The organism is Ramlibacter cellulosilyticus (assembly GCF_014297465.1).
Lineage (GTDB): Bacteria > Pseudomonadota > Gammaproteobacteria > Burkholderiales > Burkholderiaceae_C > Ramlibacter > Ramlibacter cellulosilyticus.
Map to the genome: position 1 here is coordinate 1 of NZ_JACORT010000004.1, position 15,734 is coordinate 15,734.

General features: G+C 70.1%; 13 protein-coding genes. 5 read left to right on the plus strand and 8 right to left on the minus strand.

The window, feature by feature from the left end; all coding sequences use genetic code 11:
* Positions 1-5,064: LEPR-XLL domain-containing protein (locus H8N03_RS10915; protein ID WP_187076212.1), on the minus strand; the 5,064-nt coding region annotated here is incomplete at its 3' end.
* Positions 5,065-5,349: 285 nt separating this feature from the next.
* On the opposite strand from H8N03_RS10915, the gene H8N03_RS10920 reads away from it, so the two are divergent.
* The 4 genes from H8N03_RS10920 to H8N03_RS10935 are packed head-to-tail and all read left to right on the plus strand — an operon-like array spanning position 5,350 to position 9,511.
* Positions 5,350-7,332 (plus strand): acetoacetate--CoA ligase, encoded by a 1,983-nt coding sequence (locus tag H8N03_RS10920; RefSeq protein WP_435531662.1) that lies wholly within the window; start codon positions 5,350-5,352, stop codon positions 7,330-7,332.
* Positions 7,332-8,372 carry an RNA methyltransferase gene (locus H8N03_RS10925; protein WP_187076214.1) on the plus strand — a complete coding sequence of 347 codons (1,041 nt, stop codon included), beginning with the start codon at positions 7,332-7,334 and terminating at the stop codon, positions 8,370-8,372. Before H8N03_RS10920 ends, H8N03_RS10925 begins: the two co-directional genes overlap by 1 nt.
* A 33-nt stretch (positions 8,373-8,405) precedes the next feature.
* Entirely contained in the window at positions 8,406-8,810 is a 405-nt protein-coding gene (locus H8N03_RS10930; RefSeq protein WP_187076215.1) for an MbcA/ParS/Xre antitoxin family protein, read from the plus strand.
* Positions 8,810-9,511 (plus strand): RES family NAD+ phosphorylase, encoded by a 702-nt coding sequence (locus H8N03_RS10935; protein ID WP_187076216.1) that lies wholly within the window; start codon positions 8,810-8,812, stop codon positions 9,509-9,511. Before H8N03_RS10930 ends, H8N03_RS10935 begins: the two co-directional genes overlap by 1 nt.
* On the opposite strand, the gene H8N03_RS10940 is transcribed toward H8N03_RS10935, so the two are convergent.
* The 7 genes from H8N03_RS10940 to H8N03_RS10970 all read right to left on the minus strand — a co-directional run bounded on the left by H8N03_RS10940 (position 9,492) and on the right by H8N03_RS10970 (position 14,568).
* Positions 9,492-10,187 (minus strand): RNA polymerase sigma factor, encoded by a 696-nt coding sequence (locus H8N03_RS10940; protein WP_187076217.1) that lies wholly within the window; start codon positions 10,185-10,187, stop codon positions 9,492-9,494. The two genes, H8N03_RS10935 and H8N03_RS10940, sit on opposite strands and share 20 nt — an antisense overlap.
* Positions 10,184-10,492, minus strand: a complete 309-nt coding sequence (locus tag H8N03_RS10945; protein ID WP_354005104.1) for a cupredoxin domain-containing protein — start codon at positions 10,490-10,492, stop codon at positions 10,184-10,186. Before H8N03_RS10945 ends, H8N03_RS10940 begins: the two co-directional genes overlap by 4 nt.
* The gene (locus tag H8N03_RS10950) at positions 10,489-11,007 is read right to left on the minus strand and encodes a DUF4142 domain-containing protein (protein ID WP_187076218.1); all 519 of its coding nucleotides are present in this window, start codon (positions 11,005-11,007) and stop codon (positions 10,489-10,491) included. The genes H8N03_RS10945 and H8N03_RS10950 overlap by 4 nt, the downstream gene beginning before the upstream one ends.
* Positions 11,008-11,235: 228 nt before the next feature.
* On the minus strand, positions 11,236-12,249 hold the full coding sequence (locus H8N03_RS10955; RefSeq protein ID WP_187076219.1) for a TRAP transporter substrate-binding protein: 1,014 nt from the start codon (positions 12,247-12,249) through the stop codon (positions 11,236-11,238).
* 43 nt (positions 12,250-12,292) lie between these two features.
* Entirely contained in the window at positions 12,293-13,585 is a 1,293-nt protein-coding gene (locus H8N03_RS10960; protein ID WP_187076220.1) for a TRAP transporter large permease, read from the minus strand.
* A gap of 3 nt (positions 13,586-13,588) precedes the next feature.
* A complete protein-coding gene (locus H8N03_RS10965) occupies positions 13,589-14,089 on the minus strand; it encodes a TRAP transporter small permease subunit (protein WP_187076221.1) in 501 nt (166 codons plus the stop codon).
* Positions 14,086-14,568: a gluconokinase gene (locus tag H8N03_RS10970; protein WP_187076535.1), complete on the minus strand. Its 483-nt coding sequence runs from the start codon at positions 14,566-14,568 to the stop codon at positions 14,086-14,088. The genes H8N03_RS10965 and H8N03_RS10970 overlap by 4 nt, the downstream gene beginning before the upstream one ends.
* A 143-nt stretch (positions 14,569-14,711) precedes the next feature.
* Here H8N03_RS10970 and gntR point away from each other — a divergent pair, with 143 nt between their 5' ends.
* Complete coding sequence (gene gntR / locus H8N03_RS10975; RefSeq protein ID WP_187076222.1) at positions 14,712-15,734, plus strand: HTH-type transcriptional regulator GntR; 1,023 nt, start codon at positions 14,712-14,714, stop codon at positions 15,732-15,734.

Genomic DNA, 15,734 nt, shown 5'->3' on the forward strand with positions numbered 1-15,734 from the left:
ATACACCTTGCCGGCCCGGTCCGCATCGGCGAAGTCGTCGGCCACCCGCACGCGCTGGCCGAAGGTGACGTCCACCACGCCGGAGTTGCTCGTGTACTGGTAGTCGTCCAGCAGCACGCCCGCGAGGTTGTTGATCAGCCCTGCGCCGGCGTCGTTCGTCGGCGCCACGGCCGACAGCAGGTTCGATTCCGCTGCGATGCCAGCGGAATCCTCGGCATGCACCGACACGGATCCGGCCTGCACCGTGTTGCCCGGCCCCGCGGTGGTGAAGTCGATGTACGCCTCGGCCGTGCTGTTCACCATGTTGCTGGAGAGCACGAAGGCGGCGCTCATCCCACCGGCACCCAGGAACGCGCTCGGCGCGGACGTCGCCTCGTTGCCGACCCTGGCGCTCACCTGCGCCGAGGACGCGGCCGTGAGCTCCAGCGCGCCGTCCACGTCGAACGTCGTGTCCAGCGCATGAGCCGTCACGCTGGCCGGTTGCGACGCGGCCAGCGCATTCGCGATCAGCGGATCGCCCACCAGGGCGTCCACCGAGCTGAAGAGGACCCCCGAGGGCTGCCAGCCGATGGTGTTGAAGGCCAGCAGCACGCCCACCGCGTTCGCGCCGGACGTGGCGGCGCTCAGGGTCGTCGCCTGGATGTCGGAGGTGTTGGCAGCGGTGATGCTCGCGTCGCCGCCGGTGACCGTGACCTCGCTGTCCGCCACGTGCGCATCGGCGGCGCTCAGGATCATGTTGCTGGCAATGGTGCCGTTCACGGCGAGCGAGGTGCCCTGCCCCGTGAACGTGCTGCCGCCGGAGGACGACGTGCTGTTGTCCGCCTTCGCGCGGATGACCGCGTTCTCCACGGCTTCGACCGAGAGCGATGCCGCCTCGACGATTGCATTCTCGATGCGCGCCCGGACCGAGGCCCGCACGTCGTTGAGCACCACCATGCCGCCGAGGGCGACCGAGCCGGACTGCGTGAAGTTGATGCCCTGCGGGATGTACTGCGTCTCCGGCACTTCCTTCCAGAAGCCCTGGTCGCTGTAGTCCTGCACGCCGAGGTCCAGGCCGGCGCCGGAGGCGGCCGTGCCCATGTACTCGTAGACGCTGCCGGACGTGCCGGCGATCTTGCGCCACAGCGCGGTGTCGCCGTAATCCTGCACGCCGAGGTCGCGCGTGCCGGCTCCGCCGACGTAGCGGTAGCTCGCCCCGGCCTCGCCGCCGATCTTCACCCACGGGCCGGTGGAGTAGTCCTGCGCAGAGAGGTCGCGCACGCCGCCCGCGCCGGTGTACACGTACACCGCGCCAGCCTCGCCGCCGTTGGCGTAGCCGTCCAGCACCTGCACCTTGTCCCCCGCGACCAGCGCGCGGTTCCCGTACTCGCTGTCGTAGTCGGCATCCAGGTAGTCGCCGGCCACGCCCACGATCGTCCCGGTACCCACCGACTGCAAGCCGTGGTCCGAGCTGCGCGTGGGCACGGCGTAGCCGTCGGCCACGTACACGGTGTCGCCGAAGGCCACGTCCTGCACGCCGTCGGTGCTCGCATGGTCCGAGTCCAGCAGCAGTCCCGCGAGCTGGTCGGCCGTGCGCAGGCCGCCGTCGTTGGTGGTGATGGAACTCGCGACGAACTTGCTGTTGGAATAGATGCCGGCGTCGTCCGAGGCCTGCACGGCGAGGGCGCCGCCAGCCGTGAGGTCCACGTCCTGCGCGTAGGCCTCGGCGCCGCTGGCCACCTTGTTGCTGGCCAGCACGCCGCCGCCCGCACCGCCGAAGGTGCCGAAAAGCGAGGACGCGGTGCTCTGGGCCGCGTTGCTCACCGTGGCGTTGACCTGCGCGGCGTTCTGCGCCCGCACGGTCAATGCGCCGGCAGCCAGCACCGTCGTTCCCTGCAGGAAGGCGCGCGCCTCCATGGGCGTGGCGACGCCGAAGGGCACGAGGTTCTCGATCCAGTCCTTGGCGGGGTCGCCGAGCAGGTCTTCCACCGTGGCCGCGAGCACGTCGTACATGCTCCAGCCGACTGCGTTGTAGGCGGCAGCGGAGCCGAAGGCGAGCGCGGGCGTGGGGACGGGAACGGCCAGCGAGGCGGCCGTCGCGTCGGCCACCACGCGCGAATCGATGCTGGCGGCGTTGACCGCCGTGACCGACACGCTGCCTGCACCGGTGGTGCCCAGCGACGAGTCCTCGACGGAGGCGATCACCGAGCCGTTCACGACGTTGATCGCCGACACGTTCGCCGCGCCGAACACCGGGCTCGTCGCACTGAGCGTCGACAGCGCCGTGACCGAGGTCGTGTTGTCGGCGCTGAGGACGATGCTGCCGCCGTCGGAGGCCAGCGTCGAGGCGGTCGCCGTCGCGGCCACGTCCTTGCGGACGTCGTTGTAGCTGCTGCGGTCGCCCTCGCCCAGCGAGCGGGCGACGTAGCTGGAAGCATCCTCGGCCTCCACCGTGATGCCGCCCGCGTCGGCGGTGACCGTGCTGTCGTCGATCGCGGCACGCACCTCGCCGCGCGCGGTCGTGCCGTTCTCCTCGGCTTCGCTGGCATACGCCGAGGTATTGACGGCGCGGACCTCCAGTCCCGTCACGTCGAGGTCGGCGTTGGTCACCGAGGCCGCGACATCGTCGCGGACGAAGGTGGTCGCGCGGAACTCCAGCAGGCCCGAGGCTACGCGGGTGGCGATCGAGCCGCTGTTCGCCGCACCGACCTTCACGATTCCGCCCTGCACGTCTGCGCGTTGCAAAGCGTCGCCGATGGAGGCCGTGGTGTCGCGGTCCAGGCCGAGGAGGCCTTCCACGTAGTCGTCCGCCGAGAGGCCGGCAAGCGATGCCGTCGTGACGTCCAGCGTGATGGAGACCTCGTCGTGCGCCTGCACGAGCAGGCTGGCGGATTCGGAGCCGGAAATGGGCTCCGTTCCCGTCACCACGTGCGCGCCGCCGTCGATGCTGGCGAGCGTCACGACCACCAGCGGGGTGGAGATCGTCTCCACGTCGGCGCTGCCGGCCAGGGACGCGTCGAGGAAGTCCGCGTACGACAGGTCCTCGCCCACCAGGTTCGTGCTCTCCTCGCCGAACGTCTCGCCGCGCAGCAGCTGCGCCATCAGCGTCTTGGAGTAGCTGTGGTTGGCGGCAAGGTGCCCCGCCCCCGGCTGCGTCGGCGAGTCGGGGTTGACGTACAGGTCCAGGTGGCCGGCGGGGCCGTCGAAGCCCAGCGTGGTCGTGGTGTGCAGCACGACGACGCGGTCGGCGTCGCCCATGTCGAGCCGGTGGTCCAGCGCCTTCGCGGGGATGCCGAGGGTCTCCTCGAAATTCGGGCCGGCCGGGTCCAGCGCATAGATGCGCGCCAGCGCGTTGCCGGTGAGGTCCTGGTAGCGGCCGCCCGCGACCCCGCTCACCTGCCCGCCGAGGCTGTGCCCGATCAGGGTGACGTCCTGGGGGTCGAAGGGACGCGTCGCCAGGAAGTTGGCCAGCAGGCCGCCAACGGCGTAGGTGTCGTCCGCGGCCTCCGGATAGATGGGGTTCTTCGCCCACTCGCCCCAGTCGACGAAGACGACATTGGCTTCCGGATCGACTTCCTGCGCGGCATTGATCAGGTCGTAGTAGCTGGTGTCCAGGTCGCCCATCCAGCCGTGGACGACCACGTAGGTCGCCTTGGAATAGTCCAGCGTGTCCTTGCCCCACAGGTAGAACTTCGCCGGGCCGTCCTGCGTCAGCAGCGTGACCTCGGGGCGGGACGAATCCTTGGTGGGGGAACCGACGCCGCTCGTGCCGCCGGGTGCATCCGTCACGGTGACGGTGACGTTCGTCTGCGAGAGCGAAGACACCGTGAGCGTGCCAGCCGTCACGTGCGCGGTGCCGGCGATGCGCGCCACCGCCTCGGTGCTGGACTCCACCTGCAGGTTGCTGCCGGAGGCCGCCAGCGTGACCGTGTTGTCGACGACCGCCTCGAGCACCAGCGCGCCGCCCACTTCCATCTCGCCTTCGACCAGCACCTGGGCACCGAATTCGATCGCGTCCGGGCTGGCGCTGCCGATGGTTTCCGCGGACGCTTCTGCCCGCAAGCTCACGTTGCCGCTGGTGGCCACGCGCGATGTGGTGGGAACGTGGATGGATTCCACCCGCACGGTGAGATCCGTGCCGCCCAGTTCCAGCGTGCCGAGCGTGATCCCGTCGGCGCCGTCGCCGCCCTCGATGGTCAGCGAACTCGCCGGCAACAGGAAGTCGATGCTTTCAAAGGTGGACCCGGAGAGCACCAGGCGTCCGGCGCCACCCGCCGCCAGCAGCGCATCGGGATCGTCGCCTGCGGTCAGCTCGAAGATGCGCTGCGCCGCCGTCGTGTTGTCGACGATGGGCTCCAGGCCGGTGTAACGCAGCACGTCGCCGCCGCGCTGGATCTCGCCCGCAAGCGGGCCCCACGCGCTGTAACGGACCGTGCCGAAGCTGCCGCCGTCCAGCGTCAGCGTGTCGTGGCCGCCCTCGCCGCCGCTGATGGTGCCGGCGATGCTGCCGGCCGCCGAGACCACGAAGTGGTCCTGGTTGCCGTCCGCGCCCTGCAGGTTCTCGATTTCGCCGAAGCCCGCCGTGCCCACCAGGCCGGCGCCTGCGGCGTTCACCGTCCAGGTCGCGTCGCCGTTGTCCCACTCCAGGGCGTCGGTGCCGCCGCCGCCCAGCAGGTCGACCCCTGCGGTCACGTCGACGAAGCGGAAGCTGTCGTCCCCTTCCCCGCCCCGGACCACGATGGTCGAAAGGCCTGCGCTGTCATCGCCCCACCGGTTGGTGACGCCGCCCACCGTGAGGTCCACGATGACGCCGCCGCCCGCGGAGGTGCCGACCTGCGTCACCACCAGGGTGTCGGCCCCGTCGGTGAGGCTCGCGGTGAGGATGCCGTCCTGCGCCGCGACGAGGGGGTCGCCGGACATCAGCAGGCGCTGTTCGAGCATCTCGAACAGCACCTTGCGGCGGAAGGGGGGCCGCGCGCGCGCGGCGTGTGTGCGCTGCTTGCGCGCGTGGAAGATGCGGGAGAGGGACAGCGCCCGCGCGCCGACCTGGCGCAGGGCACCCGTGAGGGACCACGACCGACGCATACGGAACCTCCGTGCACGGATCGCCCGTCACGGACCGCGCGGCGCGGCTCACGTGGAGTGGCAGCGCCGGCGGGAAACCCGGCGGGCTTGTTGTTCGTGTAGGCACGGGCTCCCGGGCTCCGGCTGCTGCCGGTATCTCCCGCGTGCGAGCCGCGATCCTATCCTCACGCTTGTCTCAGTTCAATGACAGTTTCAACGTCTGGTTGCAACCGGGCGCGCGCTGCTCTTCGCTGGTGCGTCGGCGGCCCGGCGGACGGACCGGGGGAGCGCGCCGATAATCGCGGCGTGACTTCAACTTCTCCAAGCGAAGGCGCCGTGCTGTGGGCCCCTTCGGCTGATCGGGTCGCCGCCTCGCGGCTGGCGGATTACCAGCGTTGGTTGCAGGCCCATCGCGGGCTGGAACTTTCGGCTTACGAAAAATACTGGCAGTGGTCCGTCGACGAACTCGACACGTTCTGGCGCACCGTCTGGGACTTCTTCGACGTGCAGGCGGACGGTTCGCCGGAGCCGGTTCTGGGCACGCGGCAGATGCCGGGCGCGAAGTGGTTCCCGAACGCGCGCCTGAACTACGCCGAGCACGTCTTCCGCAATGCCACGGGAGACCGGCCGGCGATCGTCGCCCGTGACGAAACCGGGGTCCGCGAGGTGTCGTGGCGCACGCTGGAGGACCAGGTGGGCGCACTGGCCGCGACGCTGCGCTCGCTCGGCATCCAGGCCGGCGACCGCGTCGCTGCCTACCTTCCCAACCATCCGGAGACCGTCGTCGCCTTCCTGGCCTGCGCCAGCATCGGCGCGATCTGGTCCAGCTGCGCGACGGACATGGGCCCGTCGGTCGTGCTGGACCGCCTGAAGCAGATCGAGCCGAGACTGCTGCTCGCCTCCGACAGCTACCGGTACAACGGCAAGACCCACGACCGGGAAGCCGTGGTGACCGAGCTGCTGCGCGAGCTGCCCGGCGTGCAGCACGTGGTGCACGTGCCGGGGCCGCTGGCCGCCAGCCGCCCCGTGACCTGGCGCGACCGCCTGCCGTGGCAGGATGCGATCGCCAGGCCCGCCGCGCTGCGCTGCGAGCGCCTGCCGTTCGACCATCCGCTGTGGATCGTCTACTCCTCCGGCACCACCGGCCTGCCCAAGGCGATGGTCCACGGGCACGGCGGCATCGTGCTCACGCACCTCAAGACGATGGCCTTCCAGCACGACGTGCGTCCCGGCGACCGCATGATGTTCCTGGGCAGCACCGGCTGGATCGTGTGGAACCTGCAGGTGGGCGCGCTGCTCGTGGGCGCCACGGTCGTCCTGTACGACGGCAACCCGGCCTGGCCCGATACGCAGGCGCTCTGGCGCTTCGTCGACCAGCAAGGCGTCACCCTCCTCGGTTGCGGCGCGGCGTACCTGATCAACTGCATGAAGGAAGGCCTGCGGCCGCGGGAGTTCGCGCGCTTCGACCAGCTGCGCGCCATCAACTCCACCGGCTCGCCGCTGCCCATCGAGGCCTATCTCTGGGTGTACGACGCCGTGAAGCCGGACCTGTGGCTCGCCTCCATCAGCGGCGGCACGGACATCGCCTCGGGCTTCGTCGCCTGCGCGCCTTCGCTGCCGGTGACGGCCGGCGAGATCCAGTGCCGCGAACTCGGCGTGGCGGCGTACGCCTTCAACGAGGCGGGCCAGCCGGTGGTCGACGAAGTCGGCGAGCTGGTCGTGACGCAGCCGATGCCTTCCATGCCCCTCTTCTTCTGGAACGACCCGGAAGGCCGGCGCTACCGGGAGAGCTACTTCGAAACCTTCCCGGGCGTCTGGCGCCACGGCGACTGGATCCGCTTCACCGAGCGGGGCACGGCGGTGATCTACGGCCGCTCCGACAGCACGATCAACCGCTTCGGCATCCGCATGGGCACGGCGGAGATCTACCGCGTGGTGGAGGAGCTGCCCGAAGTCCGCGACAGCCTGGTGGTGGATCTCGAGTACCTGGGACGCCCGTCCTTCCTCGCGCTCTTCGTGGTGCTGCAGCCGGGGCATGCCCTGGACGACGCGCTGAAGAAGAAGATCTTCGACCGCATCCGCACCAAGGCCTCGGCTCGCCACGTGCCGGACGAGGCGTACGCGATCGCCGAAGTCCCGCGCACGCTCACCGGCAAGAAGATGGAAGTGCCCGTGCGCAAGCTGCTGCTGGGCGCCGCCCCCGACAAGGTGGCGAGCCCCGACGCGATGGCCAACCCCGCGAGCCTGGCGTTCTTCGTGGACCTGGCGCGCGAGCTGAATCCTTCCTGATGCAGGTCGCGCAGATCCGCGAACGGCTGCGCGCCGCCGGCGCCGGCCCCGGCCACGCCTACCGCGTGCTGCGACTGTGGTCCAACGCCCTGCCCCAGTCCAGCGGCAAGCGGCGGCCGGAGCACTTCCTGCCGGCGACGCTGCTGGCCGCCCTGCCGGAGATCGAGGCCGACCTCGCCGCGCTCGCCCGCCTGCAGTCGGTGCACCCGGCGGAGGACGGGTCCGAGCGGCTGCTGGTGGAACTGGCCGACGGCCAGGCCGTGGAGAGCGTGCTGCTGCCGCGCGACGGCCTGTGCATCTCCTCGCAGGTCGGCTGCGCGGTGAAGTGCGTGTTCTGCATGACGGGCCGCGAGGGACTGGTCCGCCAGCTCGGGAGCGCCGAGATGGTCGCGCAGGTCGCGCTCGCGCGCACGCGGCGGCCGGTCAAGAAGGTCGTCTTCATGGGGATGGGCGAGCCGGCGCACAACCTGGACAACGTGGTGGAAGCGATCGAGCTCCTGGGCACCGCCGGCAACATCGGCCACAAGAACCTGGTGTTCTCCACGGTCGGCGACCCGCGCGTGTTCGAGCGGCTGCCGCAAGGCCCGGTCAAGCCTGCGCTGGCGCTGTCCCTGCACACCACGAAGAAGGACCTGCGCGAGCAGCTGCTGCCGCGGGCGCCGCGGATGTCTCCCGAGGAACTGGTGGAGGCCGGCGAACGCTACGCGCGCGCCACCGGCTATCCGATCCAGTACCAGTGGACGCTGCTCGAAGGCGTGAACGACGGGCCGGACGAGATCGAAGGCATCGTGGAGCTGCTCTCCGGGCGGTACGGGGTGCTGAACATGATCCCGTTCAACAAGGTCGACGGCCTCGATTTCCGGCGTCCTTCCTGGGAGCGCGCGGCGGAGATCGCGCGCACGCTGCACCGCCGCGGCATCCTGACCAAGCTGCGTCAGTCGGCGGCGCAGGACGTCGACGGCGGCTGCGGCCAGTTGCGCGCCCGCGCGGCCCAGCCGGTGCGCCTCCAGCCGCGCGCCTTGCTGCAGAAAGAGATTTAGTCTATTATTGCTGCAGCAAGAAAGGAGGTCGCCATGGCCGGGCTTCGCAAGCGCACCGCCGCGCCGCAGGACGCAGCGCCTTCGGCCGACGCCGCCTCCGCCGTGCTGACCAAGGCCACCTTGCGCGCCGCCGAACTCCTGGGCCTCAACAACGCCACCCTCGCGCGGGTCGTGGGCGTGAGCGAAGCGCACGTCTCCCGCATGGCCAAGGGCGAGCGCGTCCTCGAAGTCGGCACCAAGCCGGCCGAACTCGCGGCGCTCGTCGTGCGCGTGTACCGCTCCCTCGATGCGCTCGTGGGCAACAGCGAGCCGCAGCGCCGCGCCTGGATGACCAGCTTCAACCGCGCGTTCAACGAGGCGCCGAAGGACGCGATCCAGCGGGCCGAAGGCCTCGCCCGCGTCGTGCACTACCTCGACGGCGCGCGGGCCATGGTCTGATGCCCTGGCAGCAGGAGTGGCTCGCGGGTGCGGCCGCAGCGCAGCGCGAGCTCTGGCGCGGGGTGGAAGCGCAGCACCGGGTGGCCACGATGCGCCTGGTGGACAACCTCGCCGAGCAGGAGCTGCTGGAGCAACTGCTCGAAGCCAGCAAGCCGCCGCTGCCGCCCGGCGCCCGCACGCGCGACTACCTCCTCTTCACGCCGTTCCGGTATGCGTCGCCATGGCCCTCGCGCTTCCGGCGGCCGCACGAGCCCGGTGCCTGGTACGGCGCGGACGAACCTGCCACCGTGGCGGCGGAACTCGCGCACTGGCGCTGGACCTTCTTCATGGATTCCGACGGGCTGCGCGAGACGCAACTCGTCACCGAGCACACCTTCTTCCGGGCACGCTTCGCGGGCCGCGAGCTGGACCTCACGCAGGCGCCTTGGGCGCAGCACCGCGAGCAGTGGCGCCACCCGGACGACTACGCTGCGTGCCAGCAACTCGCCGCGGCCGCGCGCGCGCTGGAGCCGCCCGTGCAGGCGATCCGCTACGAGAGCGCGCGGCGCGAAGGCGGCCTCTGCCAGGTCGTCTTCGACGTGCAGGCGCTGGCGCTGCCGCGGCAGCACCTGCAGCAGACCTGGGTGTGCAAGACCACCGCCGCCCTCGTGCTCCTCTCGCACGACGACGGCCGCTACGAGTTCAGGATGCCGGCAGGCTGAGCCCTTGCAGCACCCGCGCGACGATCCGGTCGCAGCGTTCGCCGTCGAAGTCGAACACGTCGCCCTGCGCCATGTCCAGGTCCTGCGCGATCGCTTCCCGCAGGAAGCTGCGGGCGCGGAACAGGCGCGTGCGCACCGTCGCCTCGGCGATGCCGAGCGCCTGCGCGGTCTCCTCGACGCTCAGCTCCTCCACCGCGCGCATCACGAAGACGACCCGGTAGGGCCCGGGCAGCTGGTCGATGCGGCGTTCGAGCAGCGCCCGCATCTCGGCGCGCCACAGCAGCCGGTCCGGCGGCTCCACGCGCGCTGCCGTCGCGTCCTCCTGCGGCAATTCGCCGTCCTCGGTGGTCCACGCATCCGAGGCGACGATGGGCACGATGTTGTCGCGCCGCGCCTGGCGGCGCAGGCGGGTCATGCACTCGTTCACGACGATGCGCGAGAGCCACGTGGCGAGCGACGCGTCGCCCCGGAATTCGGCGAGCGAGCGAAAGCCGGAGAGGTAGGCCTCCTGCACCGCGTCCTCCGCTTCGGCCGTGTCCCCGAGCATCGACCGCGCGACGCGGTACAGGCGCCGGTTGTGGCGCCGCATCAGGAGCTCGAAGGCCGCGGCGTCGCGCTCGCGCAGCCGCGGCAGCAGGTCCTCGTCGGTGGCGACGTGCTTGGCGACCGCGCTCATGGGACGCTCACCGTGCCGATCATGCCGGGATGGTAGACGCAGACGTAGCCGTGCCGGCCTTTCCCCTTCGCCTTCCAGGTCCAGCTCTTCCCCGGGGCGATCGATCCCGAATCGAAGACGCCTTTCGCCGTGGCGGTGTGCGGCACCACGTCCTTGTTGCGCCAGACGACCTGGTCGCCCGGCTTCACCTCGATGGATGCGGGATGGAACACCATCCCCTCGATGGTCACGACATGGGTGCCCGCCGCCGCGAGCACCGGGACCAGCCACGCCGCGGCGGCGGCTCCCAGGACGGCCTTCTTCACTTCAGTTGCGCCTGCAGGGACTTCGCGTGCTCGAGGTGGTGCACCAGCGCCGGGCGCACCTTCGCGATCAGGGCCTTCAGCTCCTCGTTGCGGGCCGATGGCAGGAGCGTCTTGTCCACGGCGTCGATCACGGCCTGGTGGTAGGCGACCTCGTGGTCCACGTAGGCCTTGTCGAACGCCTTGCCCTTCAGCTTGCCGAGCGTGGCCAGGTTCTCGTCGCCGCCCTTCTTCAGGCTGGCGCTCGTGTCGTTCGCTTCCGGCTTCACCTTCAGCTTCTGCACGAGCTCGGTCGCGGACTTGTTGACGGCCGTGTGGTCGTCGACCATCTGCTGGCCGAAGCTGCGCACGTCCTTGGAAGAGCCCTTCTTCCGGGCGAGCTTGCCGGCATCGATGTCGACCTGGTTGGCCGTGACCACGATATGGGCGATCTGCGGGTCGGTGGGGCCTTGCTGGGCGGCGAGCGGCAGGACGAGGGAGCCGGCGAGAAGTCCGGCAAGAAGGGTGCGGGTGCGCATGGCGATGGATCTCCAGTGGTTGTGCGGACCTAGACGCCACGAGTCCGCCGCGCGTTCCCGGCGCCTACCCCATCCGTGGCAGTCCCGCTTGATGCATGGCCGCGTCCTACCGGCGCCGCTCCCCGGCGGCCGCAGACGGACCGCAGCCGCAACGGCAGCGAGCGCCGGTGAGCGTCCCCAGCAAAAAAGCCGCCCCGAGGGGCGGCTTTTTCGCGTGCTGCGGACGGCTTACTTGCGCAGCTTCGCCAGCGCGTCCTGGGTCTCCTTCCAGAGATCCTGGCCCACGTCGGCGGCGATGGTCGCGTTCACCTTGGACAGCTTCTCGCGCATGCGGTTGGCTTCCGCGGCCGGCAGTTCGTTGACCTGCATGCCCTTGGCCTTCAGGTCCGCCAGCGCCTTGGCGCCTTCCTCGCGGGTGTCCTTGCGCTCGAAGTCGCGCGCGGCCTTGGCGGCGTCGCTCAGGATCTTCTGTTCGTCCTTGGACAGGCCGTCCCACCACTTCTTGGACACCGTCACGATCCACGGGCTGTACACGTGGTTGGACACGGTCAGGTACTTCTGCACCTCGTAGAACTTGGAGGACAGGATGGTGTTGTACGGGTTCTCCTGGCCGTCGACCGTCTTGGTCTCGAGCGCGCTGAACAGCTCCGAGAACGGCAGCGGCACGGCGTTGGCGCCCAGGGTCTTGAAGGACTCGAGGTACACGTTGTTCTGCATCACGCGCAGCTTGACGCCGTCCAGGTCTTCCAGCTTCTGCACCGGGCGCTTGCTGTTGGTCAGGTTGCGGAAGCCGTTCTCCCAGTAGGCCAGGCCGACCAGGCCCTTGGGCTGCAGCTTGTCCATCACCTTCTGGCCGATCGGGCCATCCAGCACCGCGTCGGCTTCCTTGGCGTTGTTGAACAGGAAGGGCGTGTCCCAGAGGGCCATTTCCTTGGTGATGCCCACCAGGGTGGCCGTGGAGCCCACCATCATTTCCTGGGCGCCGCCGATCAGGGCCTGCTGCATCTGCGTGTCCGGGCCGAGGGCCGCCGCGCCGATCGCGCGGACCTTCATCTTGCCCTGGGAGTTCTTCTCCACCTGCTCGGCGAAGTACTTGACCGCGCGGCCCTGGTTGCTGTTCTCCACCAGGCCGTAGCCGAAGCGGATCAGGCGCGGCTTGATGTCGGCCGCGAAGCCCGCCAGGGGCGCGAGCAGCGCGCCGGTGGCGGCGGCGGCGAGGATGGTGCGACGCACGAACTTCACTTGTTGTCTCTCTTTCGCAAGGACGAAAACCGTGGGGAACACCTCAGCGCATCCACGCGACCGGCACGGTGACCAGCTGCGGGAAGACGACGAACAGCGCGAGGATCAGGACATAGGTGACCAGGAAGGGGTTCACCCCCTTGATCACCTGGTGCAGCGGCAGCCGGCCGACGCCCGCCACCACGTTGAGCACGGTGCCCACGGGTGGCGTGATCAGGCCGATCGCCCCATTGAGCACGAACATGAGGCCGAAGTAGACGGGGTCGATGCCCGCCTTCACGGCGATGGGCAGCATCACCGGGCCGAAGATCAGGATGGTCGGCGTGAGGTCCAGCGCGGTGCCGATCAGCACGAGCACGACCATCATCACGGTCATCAGCAGGCGCGGGCTCTCGACGAGGCCGCCCAGCCAGCCGGTGAGCACGTTGGGCAGGTCCGCCAGCGTGATCATGTAGCTCGCGACCTGCGCGCCGGCGCACAGGAACATCACGACGGCGGTCGTCTTGGCCGCGCGCACCAGCACCGGGCCGATCTCGACGATGCGCATTTCGCGGTGCACGAACAGCGCAACCACCAGCGCGTAGAACGCGGCCACCACGGCGGCCTCGGTCGGCGTGAACACGCCGGTCTTCATGCCGCCGATGATGATGATGGGCATCAGCATGGCCCAGGCTGCACGCAGCGTTGCGCGCAGGCGCTCGCGCATCGGCAGCGGCTCCCCTTGCGGGAGGTCGATCTTGCGCAGAACGAGCTTCCACGCCACCAGCAGGCCGGCGCCCATGATGATCCCCGGCACGATGCCGGAGAGGAACAGCGCGGAGATGGAGGTGTTGGTCGTGACGCCGTAGATCACGAAGGGCATCGACGGCGGGATGATGGGCGCGATGATGCCGCCGGACGCGAGCAGGCCCGCGGAGGTCGCGAGCGGATAGCCCTGCTTCTTCATCATCGGCAGCAGGATGGTCGCGAGCGCCGCCGTGTCGGCGAGCGCCGAGCCGCTCATGCTGGCCATCAGCACCGCGGCGGCGATCGCCACGTAGCCCAGGCCGCCGCGGATGTGGCCGACCCAGGCCTGCGCCATGTCGATGATGCGCCTGCTGATGCCGCCGGAGTTCATCAGCTCGCCGGCGAGGATGAAGAAGGGCACGGCCAGCAGCGGGAAGCTGTCGACGCCGGCGACGAGGTTCTGCGCGAGCAGCTGCGTGTCCCAGAACCCCAGGACGTACGCCATGCCGGCGCCCGTGAGCACGAGCGCGAGCGCCATGTTCATGCCGATGCCCATTAGCACCAGCATGCCGGCGGTGAAGACGACGAAGGCGAGCGCTTCGGGGGACATCGCTTACTCCACTTCCGCCGCGTGGCCCAGGTCCAGCGGATCGCGCCGCACCAGTTCGACGAGTGCCATCACCGCGATGGCGACGGCGCACAGCAATGCCGGCAGCGGCAGCAGCGACGCCGGATAACCCAGCACCACCGACTTGCTGTCCATGCCGACGATCACCTGCTGCCACGCGCCCCAGGCCACCAGCACGCAGCCGAGGATCACGAGCAGCCGGATCAGCGCGGTCATGGCGGCCATCGCGTGCGGGCGGTTGCGCAGCATGCCGACGAGCGAGGTGAACGCCATGTGCTCGCCCGCCGGGTAGGCCGCGGTGGCACCCAGGAACACCATCCAGACGAACAGCAGGCGCGAGAGCTCCTCGCTCGCGGCGATGCCGCTGCCGAAGCCGTAGCGCAGCACCACGTTCACGAACACGGCGACGGCCATCACGCCGAGGCAGGCCGCCATCAGGAAGTGCGTGAGGCGCTGGAAGCGCCCGTGCGCGAGCGGGAGGTTCATGCGGGGTCCTTGTCCTGCAGCCAGGCGGCGACGTCCTGCCGCAACTGCTCGATCGGCGCGAGCGCGTCGGCGCGCAGCACGCCGGGTTCGCCGACGGGCGACTCCAGCGTCGCGAACTGGCTGTCGACGAGGCTTGCGGAGAAGAAGTGCGAGCCGCGGCTGCCCACGCGTTGCAGCGCGCTCTCGCGGTCGATCTCCAGGAACACGAAGCGCAGGCCGGTTGCCGCCGCCCGCAACTGGTCGCGGTAGGCCTTCTTCAGCGCCGAGCAGGTCAGCACCACGCCATCGGGGTGCGCCGCGAGCTGGCCACCGAGCGTGACCAGCCACTGGGCCCGGTCCGTGTCGGTGAGCGGGATGCCGGCGGCCATCTTGGCCCGGCTCGCCGCGCTGTGGAAATCGTCGCCTTCCACCAGCGGCAGCTGCTGCGCTGCGGCGACGGCGGCGCCGACGGTCGACTTGCCGCAGCCCGCCACGCCCATGATCACGATCCGCTTGCCCACTGGATAGCGCTGTCCGAATAATCCGAAGAAAAAGGTGCTTCGAGGCACCCTTGTCAAACCCTGTTGGATAGCGCTATCCTAATCCGCATCCGTACGGTTGCTGTACGGGTTTTCCCTTATCCATGCAGAAAGCACCCCGCTCCCGCGCCACCGGCCGCGTCACGCTGGCCGACGTCGCCCAGGCCGCCCAGGTCAGCCCGATCACGGCCTCCCGCGCCTTGCGCGGCGAGCGGGCCGTGGATCCGGAGCTCGTCGCGCGCGTGCAGGCGGCGGTGGAGCGGCTCGGCTATGTCCCGGATCCGGCGGCGCGCGCCCTCGCCTCGCGCCACGGCACGCAGGTCGCGCTGCTCGTGCCCGCGCTGTCGAACGCGCTCTTCGTCGACCTGCTCGAGGCCGCCCAGGGAACGCTCGCGCGGGCCGGTTACCAGACGCTGATCGGTGTCACGCATTACGACGCCGAGGAGGAGGAGCAGCTGCTGCGCAGCCAGCTGCTGCACCGCCCCGCCGGCATCCTCGTCAGCGGCTTCGACCGCAGCGAACGCACGCGGCAGCTGATCGCCGGCAGCGGCGTGCCTTGCGTGCACCTCATGGAGACCTCCTCCGCCGAAGGCGTGTACAGCGTGGGCCTGTCGCAGCGGGATGCGGGCCACGCCATGACGCAGCACCTGCTCGCCCGCGGGCGCAGGCGCATCGCCTTCGCGGCGGCGCAGCTCGACCCGCGCACGATGCAGCGCCTCGAAGGCTGGCGCGACGCGATGCGCGACGCGGGCCTGCACGGCCCAACGCTCGAGTGGCTGAACCCCGCGCCCTCTTCCCTCGCCCTGGGCGGCGTGCTGTTCGAGCAGATCGTCGGCCAGGTCCCGCCGGTGGACGCCATCTTCTTCTGCAACGACGACCTGGCGCAGGGAGCGCTGCTCTGTGCGTTGCGCATGGGGGTCCCGGTGCCGCAGCGCGTGGCGATCGCCGGCTTCAACGACCTCACGGGCAGCGACCAGATGGTGCCGCCGCTCACCACCGTGCGCACGCCGCGCGCCGAGATCGGAGCCGAGGCCGCTGCCATGCTGCTGCAGTTGATCCGCGGGGAGACGGTGACGAAGCGCTGCATCGACCTCGGCTTCGAGATCGTCGTGCGCGCGAGCACCTGA